Here is a 21,719-nt window from a genome sequence, read left to right on the forward strand (position 1 = left end):
TCGCTGACAGCCCTCAGTCATTTAGAAAGCAACTTTATTGCTTCTGCATAAAAAAATTACTGGGGATCCCTCAGCCCCGTGGGAGAGGGTTAGGGTGAGGGCATCAGGCCGCACTGATGCCTCCTCCCCCGTCCTCCTCCCCCAATAAATCCCATCATGGTGAGCTATCCTTAACAACCCTGTGGCAAGGTGACGTCAATTTCATCAAAGGGGATTCGTGATGTTAAACGCCTGGCACCTTCCGGTTGCCCCATTTGTTAAGCAAAACAAAGACAACCTTGTGATTACGCTCTGGCTGGCAGGGGAAAATCAGCCTGAACGTGTGACCCTGCGCGCCGAAGTGGATAACGAAGAGACATCGCTGAAAATGCACAAGGTGCGCAGCCAGCCTCAGCCGGGTATTACGGCGTGGCGGGCGAATATCGATTTGCGCAGCGGACAGCCGCGTCGCCGCTACGGCTTCAAGCTGCTGTGGAACAACCGCCAGCTGTGGTTTACCCCGCAGGGCTTCAGCCGTTTCCCTCCGGCCAGGCTGGAGCAGTTTGCCGTGGATCACCCGGATAACGGCCCGCAGTGGGTTAACGATCAGGTCTTTTACCAGATTTTCCCGGACCGCTTTGCGCGCAGTGAAAAGCGCACCGCCGACCAGGACAAGGTTTATTACCATCATGCGGTCGGTCACGACATCATTCTGAAAAAATGGGACGAGCCGCTGACCGCCCAGGCGGGGGGATCGACCTTTTACGGCGGCGATCTCGACGGTATCAGCGAAAAACTGCCGTACCTGAAAAAGCTCGGCGTGACGGCGCTGTACCTGAACCCGGTATTTAAAGCGCCAAGCGTTCACAAATACGATACGCAGGACTACCGCCACGTTGACGAGCAGTTTGGCGGTGACGAGGCGCTGCTGCGACTGCGCCACAACACGCAAAAAGAAGGTATGCGCCTGATCCTTGATGGCGTGTTCAATCACAGCGGTGATTCTCATGCGTGGTTCGACCGCCACAATCAGTCGATGGGCGGCGCATGCCATAATCCGGATTCCCCCCAGCGTGACTGGTACAGTTTTGACGAGAATGGACGCGCCCTGGACTGGCTGGGCTACCCGAGTCTGCCGAAGCTCGATTTCCAGTCGTCAACGCTTGTGAATGAAATCTACGGCGGCGAAGACAGCATCGTGCGCCACTGGCTGAAAGCGCCGTGGAATATGGACGGCTGGCGGCTGGACGTGGTGCATATGCTGGGTGAAGCAGGCGGGGCGCGGAATAACCTTCAGCATGTCGCCGCCATTACCCGGTCGGCAAAAGCGGCCCGGTCGGAAGCATTCGTCTTCGGGGAGCACTTTGGCGACGCGCGTCAGTGGTTGCAGGCAGATGCAGAAGACGCGTCGATGAATTATCGCGGCTTCACCTTCCCGCTGTGGGGCTTCCTCGCTAACACCGATATCTCTTACGATCCGCAGCATATTGACGCCGAAACCTGCATGGCGTGGATGGAGAACTATCGCGCTGGCCTGTCTCATCAGCAGCAGCTTCGGATGTTTAACCAGCTCGACAGCCACGATACCGCGCGCTTTAAATCGCTGCTGGGTAAAGATGTGGCGCGTCTGCCGCTGGCGGTGACCTGGCTTTTCACCTGGCCGGGCGTGCCGTGCATCTATTACGGAGATGAAGTGGGGCTGGACGGTAACAACGATCCGTTCTGCCGCAAAACCTTCCCATGGGAGCCTGAAAAGCAGGATCAGGATCTGTACAGCCTGTACCAGCGTATGGCGACACTACGCAAGCAGAGCCAGGCCCTGCGCTACGGGGGCTGTCAGGTGATGTACGCCCAAGATAATGTGGTGGTGTTTGTCCGCGTCTACAACCAGCAGCGCGTGCTGGTGGCGATCAACCGGGGTGAGGCGTGTGAAGTGGTGCTGGAAGATTCACCGCTGCTGGCCGGTAAAACGTGGAAGAGCAAAGAGGGGAAAGCGACGTTACAGGAGAACGTGCTCACGCTGCCGGCGATCTCCGCTACGGTCTGGTTCGGCAGCTAAGCGCAGGCAGCATAGTTTTCACCTTTTAGATGGCGCAAATGCAACTATTTGTGTCAATCTTAACGGATCTTTTACGGTGAAGGTGGAAACATGGACGAGCTTTACATCCTTGGCTGTTTGTTCCTGGTTTTTGCGCTGGTCGTGGCCCCCGTGCTTGCGGTGATAGGCTTTAATCGAAGCACGGCGGCGCGGCAGGAGATCGCCCGGCTTCGCCAGCGCATTGAGGCGCTTGAGCAGCACGGTGTAGCTGAGAAAGCGCCGGAGCCGGTGCAGACCGCCGCGCCAGTGGAGACACCAGCGCCGGTGCCAGAGGCCGTTAACGCACCTGTCGATCCCTGGCGTCCCGAACCGCCCGTCACTGAAGCAGAACCTGCGCCTGTCCCGGCGGCAAAACGGCCTTCCGCCTTTGGCGGCATCCTGTCCTCGCTGACGCGCTGGTTTATGCAGGGCAATCCGCTGGCAAAACTGGGGATTGTACTGCTCTTCCTCGGCCTCTCTTTCCTGCTGCGCTATACCGTTGAACATTCACTGTTTCCGCTTGAGCTGCGTCTTGCCGCCACGGCGCTGTTTGCCATGGTTCTGCTGGCCGTTGGATGGCGGCTGCGGCACAGGCAGCGGATCTACGCGCTGATCCTCCAGGGCGGGGCGACCGGCGTGCTTTACCTGACCGTCTTTGGCGCATTCCGGCTGTGGCAGATGCTGCCGATGACGCTGGCGTTTGCGCTGCTGGTGGTGATTTGCGCGGCGAGCGTCGGGCTGGCCGTGCTGCAAAAGGCGCTGAGCCTTGCCATGCTGGCGAGCCTGGGCGGATATCTTGCGCCGCTGCTCCTGTCTACCGGGGGCGGTAGCTTTGTGGCGCTGTTCTCCTTCTATCTTCTGCTCTCCATCGGCATTCTCGTCATTAGCATCTGGCAGCACTGGCGCGAGCTCAACCTGCTCGGGCTGCTCTTCACGTTTGGCGTTGGCGGAGTGTGGGGGCTGAGCGACTACCAGCCTGAAAACTATGTTATCTGTCAGCTGTTCCTGATTGCCAATACGCTTATTTTTGGCGTGTTTAGCGTAGCGCTGTCGCTGCGGGCGCAGGAAAAAGGTAAACAGATTATTGACGGCGTACTGCTGTTTGCCCCGCCGCTGATTGGTTTTGGGATGCAGTACGGCATGACGTCGCACTGGACGTACGGCCCGGCGCTCAGCGCGCTGGGTTATGGTGCGTTTTATCTCTCACTGGCGTTCCTCGCGCTGCGACGTTACCCCTCCATTGGGCGACCACTGATTATGGCGGCGCTGGCGATTGGCGGCGGGTTTGCCACGCTTGCCATTCCGCTGGCGCTTTCGGCGCGCTGGACGGCGATGGCCTGGGCGCTGGAGGGGCTGGGTATCCTCTGGCTGGGCGTGCAACAGCAGCAGCGGCGTATGAGCTATAGCGGGACGGCGCTGCTGGTGCTGGCGCTCGGCAGCGCGATATGGGCGCAGATGGACGGCGTCACCTCCCTGAGCCTGCTGCTTATTTTCGCAGTGCTCAGTCTTTGCTGGCTGGCTGCGGCCTGGCTGTGGCAGAAAATCGTGCTGTCGGGCAGTTGGGCGCTGCTGGTCGGTGGGCTGCTGTTCTGGTTAGTGGCGCAACTGGGTACGTCGCAACTGATCCTCAAGACAGAATTATCGGTTCTGGCGGGCGTGCTGGCGCTGACGGCGGTGTCGGCCTGGGGATGGCGGCAGGCTGCCGCTCGTCTGGCATGGCGGGAGCTGGATGCCAGCAAATGGCTGCTGTGGCCGGTGATGCTGCTGATGGTGCTTTATCAGGTCTGGCAACAGCAGATCCTGGCAGCCGGCTGGGCAAATCTGGCCTGGGCTATTGCGCTGCCTGCCGCCCTGATGATGCTGCGGCGCGACGAAGATAAACTTCTTCCGCGCATCGCAATGGGGCTGCATCTGTCGCTGTTGTGGATGATTTTACTCGCCATGGCCGCCGAGCTTTACTGGTTTGCCCGCTCCCTGCCATGGGGCATGGCGGCCTGGGGAAGCGGCATTGCGATGGCTGTCGGCGGTGGGGTGATTATGGCGCTCTCCGCGGCCGTACGGCGTCGCGGGTGGCCGTTCCGGGTATGGCCTGCGCTCTACGCCTGCCTTGCCGTGATCCCTGTGGTTGTGGCGCTGGTGGTATTGCTGGTCGTGACTAATTTCCAGGACGGGGTAGTCTATCGACAGACCTGGCTGCCGCTGGTGAACCCGCTTGAGGAAGGGGCGGCGTTCGCGCTGCTGGGGCTGGTGGTGTTTTATCGGGCAGTGGATCGCCACTATCCGGCATCGCTTGCGCAGTCCCGTCCGTGGTCCGCCGTTGTGCTGATGGCGCTTGGCTTCTGGTGGCTCAACGGCGCGCTGCTGCGCGCGCTGGCGTGGTACGGCGAGGTGGCCTGGAATATGGAGTCGCTGTGGCATTCGCGGCTTATCCAGACCACCTTTGCCCTGTTCTGGATGTTCTGCGCGCTGGTGGTCATGATCCGCGCCACCCGTCAGGCCTCCCGTCAGCAGTGGCTTGCCGGTGCGGTGCTGCTGGGAGTGGTCATGCTCAAACTGATGCTGGTGGACAGCGCGGGCGGTGGCGGCCTGGCGCGTGCTGTCGCGTTTATTGGCGTGGCGATCCTGGTCCTGATTGTGGGCTATTTCTCGCCGCTACCGCCTAAAGCAGGAGAAGAAAAATGAAATGGATGAATGCGGTTGTTTGTGCGGCACTGCTGGCCGTGGCCGGTCCGGCATTCAGCGAGTGCGCGCCGGTGGAATCCCCGCGGGATTATGCCTATGGCCTGTCCCTTGATACCTCTGCCTCTTCGCCGTGGTATCGGGTCATGCTGCCGCTGGCGGTTTATCAGCAGAGCACATCGCCCGATCTGCGCGACGTGCGCGTGTTTAATCAGTCGGGCGAGCCGGTACCGTTCAGCCTGGTTACCACGACGCGTCCGCAGCCAGCACCGACCACCACGGCGCTGCGCCTCTTTGCGCTTAACGCCTCGACGGGCGGGGAAGAGGGCAGTGGCGATAAAATTATGTTACGTGCCAGAAACGGCGTGGAGATTGTGCTGGAAGGGCAACACGCGGCGGCTGCCGGACAGCATTATCTGCTGACCCTGCCGGAAAACGCGACGGAGGTTCCGCTCTCTCAGCTCCAGCTTTTCTGGGACACGCCGCAGGGCTCGTGGCAGGGGACGGCATCGGTCTATTACAGCGAGGATCTGAAAAACTGGTATACCCTGCGCGAAGAGATGCCCCTGCTGGACGTGATGAGTGGACAGGATCGCCTGAAGCTCGACCGCATCGATACCGATCTGGTGTTATCTCCTGAGGCGAATCGCTATCTGCTGCTGGTGCTGAACACGGGGCGTTCAGCCCTGACGTTAACCGGCGTCAACGCGATTAACGCTCCTGCGCAGCCGGAATCAGAGCACATTAGCCTGGCGGGAGAGGGGGAGCGGCTATCCGAAAGCGAAGCCGTGTGGCGCTGGACGCATCCGCAGCCTCTGAGTGCGATCGCCTTCATGCTGAATGGTGACGGCGTTCTCCCGGCAGAAATAGCCTGGCGGGGGGCGGACAAGGATCGGTGGCATACGCTGAAAAAAGAGGTGATCTACCAGCTCGGCGGCAAAACGTCTGAACCTGTTCCGCTCCCGGGCGGGCTGGTCGAGGCGGTAAAAATCAAGACCTACAATGCGCGTTTGCCAGAGAACCTGCCGGGTGTGATCGGGCAACGCGTGCGCTATGATCTGGTGTTCAACGCGCAGGGGAAGGGGCCGTATCTGCTTGCATGGGGGAACGGGGCTGCGAAACCGGCAAGCGTGGAGACGGATATGCTGATCCCGACCGAACTGCGTAAAACCTACGATCTGGCAGCCCTGCCGATGGCGGATACGCTGGAACCTGTCCTGCTGGGCGGCGAGGCGCGTTTAACCGCGACGTCTGCGGCTGAGCAGGAAAGCAGAATGAAAACGCTGATGGTCTGGGGCGTACTGATCGTCGGGGTGATGGTGCTTGCGGGTATGGCATGGCGCATCTGGCGCGAGGTAAAAAAAGACGGCGCAGCATAAGCCATAAAAAAACCCGCGTAGTCGCGGGTTTTTCGTAAACCGTGCCGATTACAGGCTGGATACGTTCTCAGACAGGTATTTAGCTACGCCGTCAGGGGAAGCCGCCATACCTTCTTTACCTTTTTCCCACTGAGCGGGGCACACTTCACCGTGCTCTTCGTGGAACTGGAGCGCGTCAACCATGCGCAGCATTTCGTCAATGTTACGACCCAGCGGCAGATCGTTCACAACCTGGTGACGAACGATGCCGTTCGCGTCGATCAGGAAAGAACCACGCAGCGCAACGCCAGCGTCCGGATGTTCGATACCGTAAGCCTGCTGGATTTCGCGTTTGATGTCCGCAACCATCGCGTATTTCACCGCACCGATGCCGCCGTTTTCGACAGGGGTGTTACGCCATGCGTTGTGTACAAATTCAGAGTCGAAGGAGACGCCAACCACTTCCACGCCACGCTTCTGGAATTCTTCGTAACGTTTGTCGAACGCGATCAGCTCAGACGGGCAAACGAAAGTGAAGTCCATTGGCCAGAAGAACAGAACGGTCGCTTTACCGTTGGTGTGCTGTTTGAAGTTGAAGTTTTCAACGATTTCACCGTTGCCCAGAACGGCGGCAGCTGTAAAATCCGGAGCCGGACGAGTTACCAGAACCATATGATTCTCCTGTAGATACTAAGGTTATTCGGAACGCAACGCGGGCCAGTATAGAGGCAGCGCGGGAATAAGACAAAGAGGTGGTAACAATCGTTCCACCAGCTTTTACCTATCAATCGAACCGGCATCACAGTTCTTTATTTTTCGCCTGCGCCATCATGCGCGGGTAGAACTGCCAGAAGCGCGTTTCCAGCGCGTCATAATGTTCGTCCAGGTCGTGCCAGGAGTCGCGCAGCGCGTCCAGACGCGGTCGACGGCTGGCCATGCCGTTGAGCACGTTCTGAATGAAATCCATCTCGCGGTAACGCTCCAGCCAGCGTTCAGACCACAGATAGTTATTCAGATTCACAAAGCGCGGTGGGGAGTCCGGCAAAATGATCGACACCTGCGCGTGGGCGTAGCGCACAAACTCAGGCAGCGACATATCAGGCGACAGCAGGGACCAGTGGCGCGACAGGAAATGATCCCACATGACGTCGAGCGTGATCGGCGCCACGCGTCGCGTTTCGGGGCGGAACCAGGCTTTGGCTTCCGTCACTTCCGGCAGGTTATCGGTCAGCACGTCGATGCGGCGGTGCATAAAAATCCCGTCGATAACCTCGGGGGAATAATCTTCCGCGGGGTTGCCGCGTACGAAATCGGCCAGCAAATTGCCGGAGAGGGAGCTGTCCGCGAGGTGAGCGAGATGCAGGTGAGCGAGAAAATTCATGCGTTTTATTTGTCCGGTGGCGGCTAGTTGTTGCAGCAAAAGGGTGTGAGCACTAGACTATGCCGCCTGTTTTTAAGTCACGAGTATACGTCATGCGCGTCGCCGATTTCTCCTTTGAACTACCTGAATCCCTGATTGCTCACTACCCCATGCCTGAGCGTAGCAGCTGTCGCTTGCTGTCACTGGACGGGCCAACGGGCGCGCTGACGCACGGTACTTTCACCGATCTGCTCGACAAGCTCAACCCTGGCGATCTGCTGGTCTTTAACAATACCCGCGTGATCCCAGCGCGTCTGTTTGGCCGTAAAGCCAGCGGTGGCAAGATTGAGGTGCTGGTCGAACGTATGCTCGATGATAAACGTATTCTGGCACATATTCGCGCATCCAAAGCGCCGAAGCCGGGCGCTGAACTGCTGCTGGGTGATGACGAGAGCATCAAAGCGACCATGACCGCGCGTCACGACGCGCTGTTCGAGGTGGAGTTCAACGACGAGCGCACGGTGCTGGATATCCTCAACGCCATCGGCCACATGCCGCTGCCGCCGTACATTGAACGCCCGGATGAAGAAGCCGACCGCGAGCTGTATCAGACCGTCTACAGCCAGAAGCCTGGCGCAGTGGCGGCGCCAACGGCGGGCCTGCACTTTGATGAACCGCTGCTGGAAAAGTTGCGCGCCAAGGGTATTGAGATGGCCTTCGTGACGCTGCACGTCGGCGCGGGGACGTTCCAGCCGGTGCGCGTGGACAGCATCGAAGACCACATCATGCACTCTGAGTATGCCGAAGTGCCGCAGGAGGTGGTTGATGCGGTGCTGGCGGCGAAAGCGCGCGGTAGCCGCGTCGTGGCCGTCGGTACAACGTCGGTACGTTCCCTTGAGAGCGCTGCGCAGGCCGCGAAAAAAGAGCTGATTGAGCCCTTCTTTGGCGATACGCAGATCTTTATCTACCCGGGCTATCAGTACAAAGTCATTGATGCGCTGGTGACCAACTTCCATCTGCCTGAATCGACGCTGATTATGCTGGTCTCCGCGTTTGCGGGGTATCAGCATACGATGAACGCCTACAAGTCTGCGGTAGAACAAAAATATCGCTTTTTTAGCTACGGTGACGCGATGTTTATCACGTACAATCCGCAGGCTTTGAATGAGCGTGTCGGGGAATAAGTCCGCGGCACCGTGTTACAACGTTGGACTGTTTTTCTGACGTCGGAGAAAAAATGAAATTTGAACTCGATACCACCGATGGCCGCGCGCGTCGCGGTCGCCTGGTGTTTGATCGCGGCGTGGTAGAAACCCCCGCGTTTATGCCTGTGGGCACGTACGGCACCGTAAAAGGAATGACGCCGGAAGAAGTTGAAGCCACTGGCGCACAGATTATTCTCGGCAACACCTTCCACCTGTGGCTGCGTCCAGGCCAGGAGATCATGAAGCTCCACGGCGACCTGCACGACTTCATGCAGTGGAAAGGCCCCATCCTCACCGACTCCGGCGGTTTCCAGGTCTTCAGCCTGGGCGATATCCGTAAGATCACCGAGCAGGGCGTACACTTCCGTAACCCGATCAACGGCGATCCAATCTTCCTCGATCCGGAAAAGTCTATGGAGATTCAGTACGATCTCGGCTCCGATATCGTGATGATCTTCGACGAATGTACGCCATACCCGGCGGACTGGGACTATGCCAAACGTTCCATGGAGATGTCCCTGCGTTGGGCGAAGCGTAGCCGCGACCGTTTTGACTCCCTGCAAAACAAAAATGCGCTGTTCGGCATTATCCAGGGCAGCGTTTACGAAGATTTACGCGATATCTCGGTTAAAGGTCTGGTAGAGATAGGCTTTGATGGCTACGCTGTCGGCGGTTTGGCTGTGGGTGAGCCGAAGGAAGATATGCACCGTATTCTGGAGCATGTCTGCCCGCAAATCCCGGCGGATAAACCACGATACCTGATGGGTGTGGGTAAACCAGAAGATCTGGTGGAAGGCGTACGTCGCGGCATTGATATGTTCGACTGCGTTATGCCAACCCGAAACGCACGTAACGGTCATCTGTTCGTTACCGATGGCGTGGTGAAAATCCGTAACGCGAAGCATAAGAGTGACACCAGCCCGCTCGATTCCGAGTGCGATTGCTATACCTGTCGCAATTATTCTCGCGCGTATCTGCATCATCTCGATCGTTGCAACGAGATTTTGGGGGCGCGTCTCAATACCATTCATAATCTTCGTTATTATCAGCGCTTAATGGCTGGTTTACGTAAGGCTATCGAAGAGGGTAAATTAGAGAGCTTCGTGACCGATTTCTACCAACGTCAGGGGCGGGATGTTCCACCGTTGAACGTTGATTAATTTTAATAATGAGGGAATTTGAATGAGCTTTTTTATTTCTGATGCGGTAGCAGCAACGGGTGCACCAGCGCAGGGCAGCCCGATGTCTCTGATTCTGATGCTGGTTGTGTTCGGTCTGATCTTCTACTTCATGATCCTGCGTCCACAGCAGAAGCGTACTAAAGAGCACAAAAACCTGATGAACTCCATCGCGAAGGGCGATGAAGTCCTGACCAATGGTGGCCTGGTGGGTCGCGTAACCAAAGTAGCGGAAAATGGCTACATTGCTATCGCCCTGAACGACACCACTGAAGTGGTTATCAAACGTGACTTCGTAGCTGCCGTTCTGCCGAAAGGCACCATGAAGGCGCTGTAATCCCAACTTTTCCCAAAGGGAACTGCCGTGTTAAACCGTTATCCTTTGTGGAAGTACATCATGCTGGTCGTCGTGATTATCGTCGGCCTGCTGTACGCGCTTCCCAACCTGTATGGTGAGGATCCGGCCGTTCAAATCACTGGCGCGCGCGGTGTCGCCGCCAGTGAGCAAACGCTGATCCAGGTCCAGAAAACGTTACAAGAAGAAAAAATTACCGCTAAGTCTGTGGCACTGGAAGAGGGCGCAATTCTTGCTCGCTTCGACACCACCGACACGCAGCTCCGCGCACGTGAAGCGCTGATGGGCGTGCTGGGTGATAAATATGTCGTGGCGCTTAACCTTGCTCCTGCAACCCCACGCTGGCTGGCTGCGCTGAACGCAGAGCCAATGAAACTGGGTCTTGACCTGCGTGGCGGCGTTCACTTCCTGATGGAAGTGGATATGGATACCGCGCTCGGCAAGCTACAGGAACAGAATATCGACAGCCTGCGCAGCGATCTGCGCGATAAAGGCATTCCGTACACCACCGTACGTAAAGAAGATAACTACGGCATGAGCATCACGTTCCGCGACAGCGCGGCACGCGATCAGGCTGTGACCTATCTGTCTCAGCGTCACCGCGATCTGGTGATCACCTCTCAGGGCAGCAACCAGCTGCGTGCGGTAATGACCGACGCGCGTCTGAGTGAAGCACGTGAGTACGCCGTTCAGCAGAACATTAACATTCTGCGTAACCGTGTAAACCAGCTGGGCGTGGCTGAGCCACTGGTACAGCGTCAGGGTGCTGACCGTATCGTGGTCGAACTGCCAGGTATCCAGGATACCGCCCGTGCGAAAGAGATTCTGGGCGCGACGGCGACTCTGGAGTTCCGTCTGGTTAACGCCAACGTTGACCAGGCTGCTGCGGCTTCAGGCCGTGTGCCGGGCGATTCCGAAGTGAAACAGACCCGCGAAGGCCAGCCGGTTGTGCTTTACAAACGCGTGATCCTGACCGGTGACCATATCACCGACTCCACTTCAAGCCAGGATGAGTACAACCAGCCGCAGGTTAACATCTCGCTGGATAGCGCAGGTGGCAACATCATGTCTAACTTCACCAAGGACAACATCGGCAAGCCGATGGCGACCCTGTTCGTGGAGTACAAAGACAGCGGTAAGAAAGACGCCAATGGCCGTGCCGTGCTGGTGAAAGAGGAAGAGGTGATTAACATCGCCAACATCCAGTCTCGTCTGGGTAACAGCTTCCGTATTACCGGTATCAGCAACCCGAACGAAGCGCGTCAGCTCTCTCTGCTGCTGCGTGCCGGTGCGCTGATTGCGCCAATTCAGATTGTTGAAGAGCGTACCATCGGTCCAACCCTGGGTATGCAGAACATCAAGCAGGGTCTGGAAGCGTGTCTGGCCGGTCTGGCGGTGTCCATTATCTTCATGATCTTCTTCTATAAGAAGTTCGGCCTGATTGCGACCTCCGCGCTGATTGCCAACCTGGTGCTGATCATCGGTATCATGTCCCTGCTGCCGGGGGCGACGCTAACCATGCCGGGTATCGCGGGTATCGTTCTAACCCTTGCGGTGGCGGTCGACGCCAACGTACTGATAAACGAACGTATTAAAGAAGAGCTGAGCAACGGTCGTTCTGTACAGCAGGCGATTGAAGAAGGCTACAAAGGGGCGTTCAGCTCCATCTTCGATGCGAACGTAACAACACTGATTAAGGTTCTTATCCTGTATGCAGTGGGTACTGGCGCGATCAAAGGCTTTGCGATTACTACCGGTATCGGTGTCGCAACGTCGATGTTTACCGCTATTGTCGGCACCCGTGCCATCGTGAACCTGCTGTACGGCGGCAAGCGCGTCAAAAAGCTGTCTATCTGAGGAGTGCGTTGTGGCACAGGAATATACTGTTGAACAATTGAACCACGGCCGTAAAGTCTGGGACTTTATGCGCTGGGACTACTGGGCCTTCGGCATTTCAGGTTTTCTGCTGATCTTGTCCATCGTCATTATGGGCGTGAAAGGCTTTAACTGGGGTCTGGATTTCACCGGTGGTACGGTGATCGAAATTACCCTGGAAAAACCGGTCGATATGGACCAGATGCGTGAGTCTCTGCAAAAAGCGGGCTTTGAAGAGCCGCTGCTACAGAACTTCGGCAGCAGCCGCGACATCATGGTGCGTATGCCGCCGGTACACGATGCCAACGGCAGCCAGGAGCTGGGCAGCAAGGTCGTTCAGGTTATTAACGAAACGACCAGCCAGGATGCAACGGTTAAGCGTATTGAGTTTGTCGGCCCGAGCGTTGGTGCTGACCTGGCGCAGACCGGTGCGATGGCGCTGCTGGTGGCGCTGATCTCGATTCTAATTTACGTCGGTTTCCGCTTTGAGTGGCGACTGGCGGCAGGCGTGGTTATCGCTCTGGCGCACGACGTGGTGATCACCATGGGCATACTGTCTCTCTTCCACATTGAGATTGACCTGACGATTGTGGCATCCCTGATGTCCGTTATCGGTTACTCACTGAACGACAGTATCGTGGTATCTGACCGTATTCGTGAAAACTTCCGTAAGATCCGTCGCGGCACGCCGTACGAAATCTTTAACGTGTCGTTGACCCAGACGCTGCACCGTACGTTGATCACCTCCGGCACCACCCTGATGGTGATCCTGATGCTGTTCCTGTTCGGTGGCCCGGTGCTGGAAGGCTTCTCGCTGACCATGCTGATCGGTGTGTCTATCGGTACGGCCTCGTCTATCTACGTCGCGTCCGCGCTGGCGCTGAAGCTGGGCATGAAGCGCGAGCATCTGATCCAGCAGAAAGTCGAGAAAGAAGGGGCGGATCAGCCGTCCATTCTGCCGTAAGAGTCTTATGCGGTATCGAAATCCCGGCCTGCTGGCCGGGATTTTTTTTGTCTACTCCTGACAGTATGCATACCGCTGCTTCCGGCTCGACAGGTGCCTCAATATTGTGCAGACGGAGAGACGCTTTAGCGAAAGTGCGGACAGAGCTCTGGCAGATTTTTTGCGGAAGGTGAAGCAGTAAAAAGCCGGGTGGCGGCTACGCCTTACCCGGCCTACATTCGGATCGTAGGCCCGGCAAGCGCAGCGCCACCGGGCGAAGTCCGCACAGGTTAGAAGTTGTAACCCACGACCAGGTAACCACCCCAACCGGTAGAACGTACGCTGAAGTCGCCGTTGCCGAAGTTCAGGCTGGCGTCGTCGTTCCACTGGCCACCGTTGTGCCAGTAACGCGCAACAACAGAGTAGTGCCAGTGATCGTAGTTCAGCGCCAGAATGTGGCTGGAGGCGATGGAGTTACTGGTACGAGCATGCTTCCCGTTGTTGTCATAGAAGTTATCGTCGCCCAGGTCTGAACCCCAGTCAAAGTTGGTGAAGCCGATATAGCTCAGGTTACCGCCCCACAGCTGAGTGATTGGCACAAAGTATTTCACTTTGAAACGGTAGCCATCCCACTCGTTCTCATTTGATGCGCCATAGTTCTGCCACTGGTATTTCGCATACACGTTCAGTGACAGGCTCATTGGCAGGCCGGTTTCGATGTCAGTACCCAGACCCATATACCAGGTGCTCTGTTCCTGAGAATCGTTGCGACCCATGTCATAGATGTAGTTGTTCGCGAAGTACCACTCTTTGAACGGACCAAACGCCAGGCTGGTGCCGGTCAGTTTGTCGATAGAGAAACGCGGTTCGATTTCCATGAACAGCGGGGAGCCATTGTTCCAGATACCTTTCGCATCGGAGTTACCGCCGAAGAATACCGGCAGATCGACGTAGCCGTAGAAATCAAACCAGTCTTTTTTAGCGAATGCTTCGTACTCGAGGTAAGTATCGTTGCGGATCTGCGGCCCGAAACGGGTGTGGTAGCTGCCTACCACGTTAACGCTCTGGTGCCACCAGTCGGAGAGATATTGTGGTTTGTCGTTTTCCGCTGCGTTAACAGTGAAAGAGGAGGACAGTGCCAGCACGGCGCCAGCTGCGAGTAATGTTTTTTTCATAATCATGCCACTGATTGAAATTCCCTTCCGGGAGTGAAAAATGCGCGAATTGCGTTTCTAAATATTTCGTGTTTCTGCGGAGCCTATTATAGGAATCCTTGCTCACAAAAATATGTGTTGTTTCACATATCTCTCACATACGTAATCGATTGCGTTCACGTTTGCGTACTTTAAACGGCCGGGATTGTAGCGGCAATCATTTATGTTGCCAATCCATACGAAATGTAAATGTTAGCGGAGTGACATTTCACTCCGCTAGAAGGGCGGGTTATTGCGCGGCAGGTTGAATGTCGTGAATGCGGATAAAGCCCAACTGTTCTGGCGTCAGTCCGCTCAGCTGGAGCGGGATATCAACATCGCTCGGTGCCAGCGTGCTGGCGGGAGTGGTGAAGAGCTGATTCTTCACGTTCACTTCCTGATAGCTCTCCGTGGTGCCCTGAATCTGGCCCCACTCTACGGTGCCGCTGAAGGCGGGAAGCGGATCGTTGGATTCACCCTGAATGCGTAATGTTGCGCGCGTACCATCGGCATTCGCTGCAACATTCACCAGAGACATCTTTAGCGTGCCAATCTGGCTGTTCAGACGCGCGGGCGTGTTTGCACCCGGCAATAAATAAACGCCATTGCTGGATTTGGCATTCAGCGCGTTCTGCTGGGTGATCTTCACGGTTTCTTTATTAAGTTTGTCCATCGCCACATTGAGCGTATTCACGCTTTGTTTCATCTCGCGAACTTCACTTTGCTGTGCGCAGGCGCTGAGCGTGAACAGGCTCCCAACCAGCACTATTTTCAGGTAACGTCTTGTCATTGCGTTTAATTCCTTGAAATCACACATTGCTGCAATGGTAGACAGGATAGTGGCGTCAGGCATAGATCCTTTGTCTCAAAAAGCTCTTCCTTTGTTGTCGGGCCAGTTCAGGGTAAAATAGAAATCAGTTAACCAGATAACAGGGACATCGTATGCATTGCCCATTTTGCTCCGCTGTGGATACCAAAGTCATCGACTCACGTCTTGTAGGCGAAGGGTCTTCCGTGCGTCGTCGTCGGCAGTGCCTGGTGTGCAACGAGCGTTTTACCACCTTCGAGGTGGCAGAGCTGGTAATGCCGCGCGTGGTAAAAAGTAACGATGTGCGCGAACCGTTCAATGAAGAAAAACTGCGTAGCGGGATGCTCAAGGCGCTGGAAAAACGGCCCGTCAGCTCCGATGACGTCGAAATGGCGTTAAATCATATTAAATCTTATCTGCGGGGGCTAGGTGAGCGCGAAGTGCCGAGCAAAATGATCGGTAACCTGGTGATGGAACAGCTAAAAAAGCTCGATAAAGTCGCCTATATTCGCTTCGCCTCCGTTTACCGCAGCTTCGAAGACATTAAAGAGTTTGGCGAAGAGATCGCCCGCTTACAGGATTAAGCCTATGCAGGACGAGATGTACATGGCGAGAGCCATGAAGCTGGCGCAGCGCGGTCGGTTTACCACTCACCCTAACCCTAATGTCGGGTGCGTCATTGTTAAAGATGGCGAGATCGTGGGTGAAGGTTTTCACTACCGCGCAGGCGAGCCGCACGCTGAAGTGCATGCCCTGCGCATGGCGGGGGAGAGGGCGCGTGGCGCGACGGCTTACGTGACGCTGGAGCCATGCAGTCATCACGGGCGCACGCCTCCGTGCTGCGAAGCACTGATTGCGGCGGGAGTCTCGCGCGTTGTCGCCGCCATGCAGGATCCTAACCCGCAGGTGGCGGGCCGCGGGCTGTATCGTCTGCAACAGGAAGGGATCGACGTCAGTCACGGCCTGATGATGCAGGATGCCGAAGCCATCAACAAAGGCTTCCTGAAGCGTATGCGCACCGGCTTCCCGTTTATCCAGCTTAAGCTTGGCGCGTCACTGGATGGCCGCACGGCGATGGCGAACGGCGAGAGCCAGTGGATCACCTCGCCACAGGCAAGGCGCGATGTGCAACGTCTGCGCGCACAAAGCCATGCTATTCTCACCAGCAGTGAAACGGTGCTGGCTGACGATCCGGTCCTGACCGTGCGCTGGGATGAGCTGAATGCCGATACCCAGGCACTCTATCCGCAGGAGAACCTGCGTCAGCCGCTGCGCATTATTATTGATAGCCAGAACCGCGTGACGCCGGAACACCGTATCGTGCAGCAACCGGGGGAAACCTGGATTGCCCGCACCAAAGAAGATACGCGCGAATGGCCGCAAGGCGTGCGCAGCATTATGGTGCCGGAACACAACGGGCATCTCGATCTGGTGGTGCTGATGATGCTGCTGGGTAAACAGCAGGTCAACAGCATCTGGGTCGAAGCCGGTCCGACGCTCGCCGGCGCGCTGCTCCAGGCAGGGCTGGTGGATGAGCTTCTGGTCTACGTTGCGCCTAAACTGTTAGGTAACGACGCGCGCGGCCTGTTTGTGCTGCCCGGCCTTGAAAAACTGGCCGATGCGCCGCAACTCTCATTCAGCGAGATTCGTCCGGTAGGCCCGGATGTCTGCCTCCATTTAACGACAGCGTAATTGCTCCTGAAATAGGGAAGCAGTGCGCAAAGTATTATGATAAAATCCGCCCCCCTGCGGGGCCAAATGAACCCGTAAAGGAAGAGTATGAACATTATTGAAGCTGCTGTAGCTACCCCGGACGCTCGCGTCGCCATCACCATTGCGCGTTTCAACAACTTCATCAACGACAGCCTGCTGGAAGGTGCGGTTGACGCCCTGAAACGTATCGGCCAGGTTAAAGATGACAACATTACCGTCGTTTGGGTACCAGGTGCTTACGAACTGCCACTGGCAGCGGGCGCGCTGGCGAAAACCGGTAAATACGACGCGGTGATTGCGCTGGGTACTGTTATTCGTGGCGGCACTGCGCACTTCGAATACGTTGCGGGCGGTGCAAGCAATGGTCTGGCGCACGTTGCACAGGATGCTGAAATTCCTGTCGCGTTCGGCGTACTGACTACCGAAAGTATTGAACAAGCCATCGAACGTGCTGGCACCAAAGCCGGTAACAAAGGTGCAGAAGCTGCACTGACCGCGCTTGAAATGATCAATGTATTGAAAGCCATCAAGGCCTGATTTTTTTGTAAGGGGAATTCCGTGAAACCTGCTGCTCGTCGCCGCGCCCGTGAATGTGCCGTCCAGGCACTTTACTCCTGGCAGTTGTCCCAGAACGACATCGCTGATGTTGAATACCAGTTCCTGTCAGAACAGGACGTGAAAGACGTTGACGTTCTGTACTTCCGTGAACTGCTGTCGGGAGTGGCGACTAATAGCGCGTATCTCGATGGTCTGATGAAGCCATACCTGTCCCGTCTGCTCGAAGAGCTGGGCCAGGTCGAAAAAGCAGTGTTGCGTATCGCGCTGTTTGAGCTGTCTAAACGTGATGATGTGCCGTACAAAGTAGCCATCAACGAAGCGATCGAACTGGCAAAAACCTTCGGCGCTGAAGACAGCCACAAGTTTGTAAACGGCGTGCTGGATAAAGCCGCACCTGCGATCCGTCCCCACAAAAAGTGATCCGCAAACCGGAGTCTTGCATTGCCTTTTTGGCAGTGCGGCTCCGGTTTTTTCTTTTATTTGCTGAGGCATAACGTATGGCATGCGGCGAATTCTCCCTGATTGCCCGTTATTTCGACCGTGTCAGAACCTCTCGTCTTGATGTTGAAACCGGCATTGGCGATGACTGCGCACTTCTCAATATTCCCGAAAAACAGACGCTGGCAATCAGCACCGACACCTTAGTATGTGGGCGTCACTTCCTGCCCGATATCGATCCTGCCGACCTGGCGTATAAGGCGCTGGCGGTAAACGTTAGCGATCTGGCGGCAATGGGCGCCGACCCGGCCTGGCTGACGCTGGCTCTGACCCTGCCGGAGGTGGATGAAGCCTGGCTTGAAGCCTTCAGCGATGCCCTGTTTGAACAGCTGAATTATTACGATATGCAGCTGATTGGCGGTGATACCACCGCCGGGCCGCTGTCGATGACCCTGGCAATCCACGGCTATGTGCCAGCGGGGCGCGCGCTGAAGCGTTCGGGCGCAAAACCGGGCGACTGGATCTACGTGACCGGTACGCCGGGGGATAGCGCGGCCGGGCTGGCGATCCTTCAGAACCGTTTAGCAGTTGAAGATGCTGACGATGCGGCGTACCTGGTGAAGCGCCACCTGCGGCCCACGCCGCGTATTTTGCACGGTCAGGCGCTGCGCGAGCGGGCCAGTTCGGCTATCGATCTCTCTGACGGGCTGATCTCCGATCTCGGCCATATCCTGAAGGCCAGTGGCGTGGGCGCACGGATCGATCTGGATCTGTTCCCACTGTCAGAGCCGTTGCGTCGCCATGCCGATCCTGAACAGGCGCTGCGCTGGGCACTATCCGGTGGGGAAGATTATGAGCTGTGCTTTACCGTTCCCGAGCTGAATCGCGGGACGCTGGATGTGGCGTTAGCGCATCTGGGGGCGAAATTTACCTGCATCGGGCAGGTGATGCCGGAAAGTGAAGGGCTGCTGTTTGTCCGCGGCGGCGCCCCGGTTACGCTTGACTGGAAAGGGTACGATCACTTCGCGTAATTTTGTGCGCTCTGTATTGCCGGGTGGCGCTGCGCTTACCCGGCTTACGGATTTTGTTCCCTGAATTGTTTATTTAAACCCTACCACCGGATGTTGCTGGTACGGCGTCTCCAGCTCGGCAATCTGCTCCGGCGTCAACGATAAGTCCACCGCACTCAACAACTCGTCCAGCTGTTCTTCCCGCGATGTGCCCACAATCGGCGCGGCGACACCGCGCTTGCTCAGCAGCCACGCCAGCGCTACCTGCGCGCGCGTTGCACCGATATCGTCGGCGATCCCGGCTAATCGTTCGGCAATTAACGCATCGCTGGCTTCTGTATCGTCATACAGATTTTTACCTACTTCATCCGATACCAGCCGGGCGGTAGTTTCACCCCACGGACGGGTTAACCTTCCGCGCGCCAGCGGGCTCCACGGGATCACCGCCACGCCTTCCTGGTAGCAGAGCGGCAGCATCTCGCGTTCTTCTTCCCGGTAGATCAGGTTGTAGTGATCCTGCATAGTGACAAAGCGCGCCCAGCCATGCTGCGCCTGGAGATCGAGCGCCTGAGCAAACTGTGAGGCATGCATGGACGATGCGCCGATGTAGCGCGCTTTACCGGCTTTCACGACGTCGTTCAACGCTTCAAGCGTCTCTTCGATCGGCGTGTTGTAATCCCAGCGGTGAATTTGCAGCAGGTCGACGTAATCCATGTTCAGGCGTCTGAGGCTGTCATCAATGGATCGCAGGATTTGCGTGCGAGAAAGGCCTTCCGCCAGATCGCCTGACGGGTAATACACCTTGGTGGCGACCACAATCTCATCCCGACGGGCAAAATCTCGCAGGGCGCGGCCCACAATCTCTTCGCTGCTGCCGTCGGAGTAGCTGTTGGCGGTATCGAAGAAGTTGATGCCGCCGTCAATGGCGCGCTTAATGATAGGGCGGCTGCTCTCTTCCGGCAGCGTCCAGGCGTGATTTCCCCGGTCAGGCTCGCCAAACGTCATGCAGCCCAGGCAAAGCCGGGACACCTTGAGGTCTGTTTTTCCTAATGTCGTGTATTGCATGGTTCCGCTCCTGCTGTTTAAACAATACGTTTAAGCATAGCAGGAGCAGAAAAGGGGAGGGATCAGGCCAGCCAGGTGCGGATTTTAGCTTCGATACCGACGGCGTCCAGGCCAATGTCGGCGCGCGCCTCGTCCTGAGTGCCTTGCGGGATGAAGTGGTCCGGCAGGCCGAGATTAAGCACCGGAACGACTTTACGGTTCGCCATCAGCACTTCGTTCACGCCGCTACCCGCGCCACCCATGATGGCGTTCTCTTCCAGCGTGACCAGCACCTCATGGCTTTCCGCCATGCTCAGAATCAGAGATTCATCGAGCGGCTTCACAAATCGCATATCGACGAGCGTCGCATTCAGGGTTTCAGCGACTTTTGCCGCTTCCGGCATCAGCGTACCAAAGTTCAGGATCGCCACTTTTTCACCGCGACGTTTCACCAGACCTTTACCGATATCCAGTTTTTCCAGCGGCCGTAATTCAACGCCAAGGGCATTGCCGCGTGGATAACGTACCGCACAGGGACCGTCCTGATAGTGGTAACCGGTATACAGCATCTGACGACACTCGTTTTCGTCGCTTGGCGTCATGATCACCATGTCCGGGATGCAGCGCAGGAAGGAGAGGTCAAATGCGCCCTGGTGCGTCTGGCCGTCAGCCCCCACGATGCCCGCACGGTCGATAGCAAACAGCACCGGCAGCTTCTGGATGGCAACGTCATGGATCACCTGATCGTAGGCGCGTTGCAGGAAGGTAGAGTAAATCGCTACCACCGGCTTGTAGCCGCCAATCGCCAGGCCCGCTGCGAAGGTCACCGCGTGCTGCTCGGCAATGGCGACGTCGAAATACTGGTCCGGGTATTTTTTGGAAAACTCGACCATGCCGGAGCCTTCACGCATGGCAGGCGTCACCGCCATCAGCGTGTTGTCTTTCGCCGCCGTTTCGCACAGCCAGTCGCCAAAGATTTTTGAGTAGCTCGGCATTCCGCCGCTGCTTTTCGGCAGACAACCGCTGGTATGGTCGAACTTGGGCACCGCGTGGAAGGTGATCGGATCTTTTTCCGCCGGTTCGTAACCACGCCCTTTTTTGGTCATGATATGCAGGAACTGCGGGCCTTTCAGGTCGCGCATGTTTTTAAGCGTCGTCACCAGACCTAACACATCGTGGCCGTCCACCGGGCCAATATAGTTAAAGCCCAGCTCTTCAAACAGCGTACCCGGCACGACCATGCCTTTGATATGTTCTTCGGTACGCTTAAGCAGCTCTTTGATCGGCGGTACGCCGGAGAAGACTTTTTTCCCGCCTTCGCGCAGTGACGAGTAAAGCTTACCGGACAGCAGCTGCGCCAGATGGTTATTCAGCGCGCCGACGTTCTCGGAGATCGACATTTCGTTATCGTTGAGGATCACCAGCATGTCCGGTTTGATATCGCCCGCGTGGTTCATGGCCTCAAAAGCCATCCCGGCGGTGATCGCCCCGTCACCAATCACGCAGACGGTACGGCGTTGCTTATTCTCTTTTTCGGCGGCAACGGCAATACCAATGCCCGCAGAAATGGAGGTGGAAGAGTGGCCGACGCTTAACACGTCAAACTCGCTCTCGCCGCGCCACGGGAACGGATGCAGGCCGCCTTTCTGGCGAATGGTGCCAATCTTATCGCGACGTCCGGTCAGAATTTTGTGCGGATAGGCCTGGTGGCCAACATCCCAGATCAGCTGATCGAACGGCGTGTTATAGACGTAATGCAACGCCACGGTCAGCTCAACCGTGCCAAGTCCGGAGGCGAAGTGGCCGCTGGAGCGGCTAACGCTGTCGAGCAGGTAGCGACGCAGCTCGTCACACAGCTTCGGCAGACTCTCTTTCGGCAACAGACGTAACTCCTGAGTGGAGTCAACTAACGCCAGTGTCGGGTATTTGGCAATATCAAAACTCAT

19 protein-coding genes and 1 pseudogene are annotated in these 21,719 nt (G+C 56.9%); 14 read left to right on the forward strand and 6 right to left on the reverse strand.

All coding sequences use genetic code 11. The annotated features are described in order from the left end of the window. The first annotated feature begins 220 nt into the window (after window positions 1-220). The 3 genes from malZ (at window position 221) to IM282_RS05910 (ending at window position 6,114) form a co-directional block, all read left to right on the forward strand. On the forward strand, window positions 221-2,038 hold the full coding sequence (gene malZ, locus IM282_RS05900) for a maltodextrin glucosidase (RefSeq protein ID WP_105322496.1): 1,818 nt from the start codon (window positions 221-223) through the stop codon (window positions 2,036-2,038). A 90-nt stretch (window positions 2,039-2,128) separates the two neighbouring features. Further along, window positions 2,129-4,738 (forward strand): DUF2339 domain-containing protein, encoded by a 2,610-nt coding sequence (locus IM282_RS05905; protein ID WP_192970225.1) that lies wholly within the window; start codon window positions 2,129-2,131, stop codon window positions 4,736-4,738. Then, entirely contained in the window at window positions 4,735-6,114 is a 1,380-nt protein-coding gene (locus IM282_RS05910) for a DUF3999 domain-containing protein (RefSeq protein WP_192970226.1), read from the forward strand. The genes IM282_RS05905 and IM282_RS05910 overlap by 4 nt, the downstream gene beginning before the upstream one ends. Window positions 6,115-6,162: 48 nt before the next feature. Here IM282_RS05910 and IM282_RS05915 read toward each other — a convergent pair whose 3' ends face one another. Together IM282_RS05915 and acpH are read right to left on the reverse strand one after the other, a co-directional pair. Continuing rightward, window positions 6,163-6,765 (reverse strand): peroxiredoxin C, encoded by a 603-nt coding sequence (locus IM282_RS05915; RefSeq protein WP_003859113.1) that lies wholly within the window; start codon window positions 6,763-6,765, stop codon window positions 6,163-6,165. Window positions 6,766-6,892: 127 nt separating this feature from the next. Further along, window positions 6,893-7,474 carry an ACP phosphodiesterase gene (gene acpH / locus IM282_RS05920; protein ID WP_038415474.1) on the reverse strand — a complete coding sequence of 194 codons (582 nt, stop codon included), beginning with the start codon at window positions 7,472-7,474 and terminating at the stop codon, window positions 6,893-6,895. A gap of 92 nt (window positions 7,475-7,566) precedes the next feature. On the opposite strand from acpH, the gene queA reads away from it, so the two are divergent. The 6 genes and pseudogenes from queA to IM282_RS05950 form a co-directional block, all read left to right on the forward strand. Beyond that, window positions 7,567-8,637, forward strand: a complete 1,071-nt coding sequence (gene queA, locus IM282_RS05925) for a tRNA preQ1(34) S-adenosylmethionine ribosyltransferase-isomerase QueA (protein WP_022647221.1) — start codon at window positions 7,567-7,569, stop codon at window positions 8,635-8,637. A 53-nt stretch (window positions 8,638-8,690) separates the two neighbouring features. Continuing rightward, window positions 8,691-9,818, forward strand: a complete 1,128-nt coding sequence (tgt, locus tag IM282_RS05930) for a tRNA guanosine(34) transglycosylase Tgt (RefSeq protein ID WP_003859110.1) — start codon at window positions 8,691-8,693, stop codon at window positions 9,816-9,818. A gap of 22 nt (window positions 9,819-9,840) precedes the next feature. Continuing rightward, window positions 9,841-10,173: a preprotein translocase subunit YajC gene (yajC, locus tag IM282_RS05935; protein WP_003859109.1), complete on the forward strand. Its 333-nt coding sequence runs from the start codon at window positions 9,841-9,843 to the stop codon at window positions 10,171-10,173. 27 nt (window positions 10,174-10,200) lie between these two features. Continuing rightward, window positions 10,201-12,048 (forward strand): protein translocase subunit SecD, encoded by a 1,848-nt coding sequence (secD, locus tag IM282_RS05940; RefSeq protein WP_032621613.1) that lies wholly within the window; start codon window positions 10,201-10,203, stop codon window positions 12,046-12,048. A gap of 10 nt (window positions 12,049-12,058) precedes the next feature. After that, complete coding sequence (secF, locus tag IM282_RS05945) at window positions 12,059-13,030, forward strand: protein translocase subunit SecF (protein ID WP_003859105.1); 972 nt, start codon at window positions 12,059-12,061, stop codon at window positions 13,028-13,030. A gap of 70 nt (window positions 13,031-13,100) precedes the next feature. Then, window positions 13,101-13,211: pseudogene (locus IM282_RS05950) on the forward strand (DNA-binding transcriptional regulator); the annotation flags it as partial. Between the two features lie 88 nt (window positions 13,212-13,299). On the opposite strand, the gene IM282_RS05955 reads toward IM282_RS05950, so the two are convergent. Together IM282_RS05955 and IM282_RS05960 are read right to left on the reverse strand one after the other, a co-directional pair. After that, window positions 13,300-14,184, reverse strand: coding sequence for a nucleoside-specific channel-forming protein Tsx (locus tag IM282_RS05955; protein ID WP_032621817.1), 885 nt, complete (start codon window positions 14,182-14,184; stop codon window positions 13,300-13,302). 268 nt (window positions 14,185-14,452) lie between these two features. Then, a complete protein-coding gene (locus IM282_RS05960; protein ID WP_080465321.1) occupies window positions 14,453-14,992 on the reverse strand; it encodes a DUF3251 domain-containing protein in 540 nt (179 codons plus the stop codon). A 152-nt stretch (window positions 14,993-15,144) separates the two neighbouring features. On the opposite strand from IM282_RS05960, the gene nrdR reads away from it, so the two are divergent. From nrdR to thiL, 5 genes are all read left to right on the forward strand, one after another. Beyond that, a complete protein-coding gene (gene nrdR, locus IM282_RS05965) occupies window positions 15,145-15,594 on the forward strand; it encodes a transcriptional regulator NrdR (RefSeq protein WP_003859099.1) in 450 nt (149 codons plus the stop codon). 4 nt (window positions 15,595-15,598) lie between these two features. Beyond that, window positions 15,599-16,702, forward strand: a complete 1,104-nt coding sequence (gene ribD, locus IM282_RS05970) for a bifunctional diaminohydroxyphosphoribosylaminopyrimidine deaminase/5-amino-6-(5-phosphoribosylamino)uracil reductase RibD (protein ID WP_022647225.1) — start codon at window positions 15,599-15,601, stop codon at window positions 16,700-16,702. Between the two features lie 87 nt (window positions 16,703-16,789). Continuing rightward, entirely contained in the window at window positions 16,790-17,260 is a 471-nt protein-coding gene (gene ribE, locus IM282_RS05975) for a 6,7-dimethyl-8-ribityllumazine synthase (RefSeq protein WP_003859098.1), read from the forward strand. Window positions 17,261-17,281: 21 nt separating this feature from the next. Beyond that, window positions 17,282-17,701, forward strand: coding sequence for a transcription antitermination factor NusB (nusB, locus tag IM282_RS05980; protein WP_006809908.1), 420 nt, complete (start codon window positions 17,282-17,284; stop codon window positions 17,699-17,701). 77 nt (window positions 17,702-17,778) lie between these two features. Next, a complete protein-coding gene (gene thiL / locus IM282_RS05985; protein ID WP_038415481.1) occupies window positions 17,779-18,750 on the forward strand; it encodes a thiamine-phosphate kinase in 972 nt (323 codons plus the stop codon). 69 nt (window positions 18,751-18,819) lie between these two features. Here thiL and IM282_RS05990 read toward each other — a convergent pair whose 3' ends face one another. Together IM282_RS05990 and dxs are read right to left on the reverse strand one after the other, a co-directional pair. Further along, window positions 18,820-19,794 (reverse strand): aldo/keto reductase, encoded by a 975-nt coding sequence (locus IM282_RS05990; protein WP_023305572.1) that lies wholly within the window; start codon window positions 19,792-19,794, stop codon window positions 18,820-18,822. A gap of 62 nt (window positions 19,795-19,856) precedes the next feature. Then, window positions 19,857-21,719, reverse strand: a complete 1,863-nt coding sequence (gene dxs, locus IM282_RS05995) for a 1-deoxy-D-xylulose-5-phosphate synthase (protein WP_022647228.1) — start codon at window positions 21,717-21,719, stop codon at window positions 19,857-19,859.

This window comes from Enterobacter cloacae complex sp. P29RS (assembly GCF_014893445.1).
GTDB classification, from domain to species: domain Bacteria; phylum Pseudomonadota; class Gammaproteobacteria; order Enterobacterales; family Enterobacteriaceae; genus Enterobacter; species Enterobacter intestinihominis.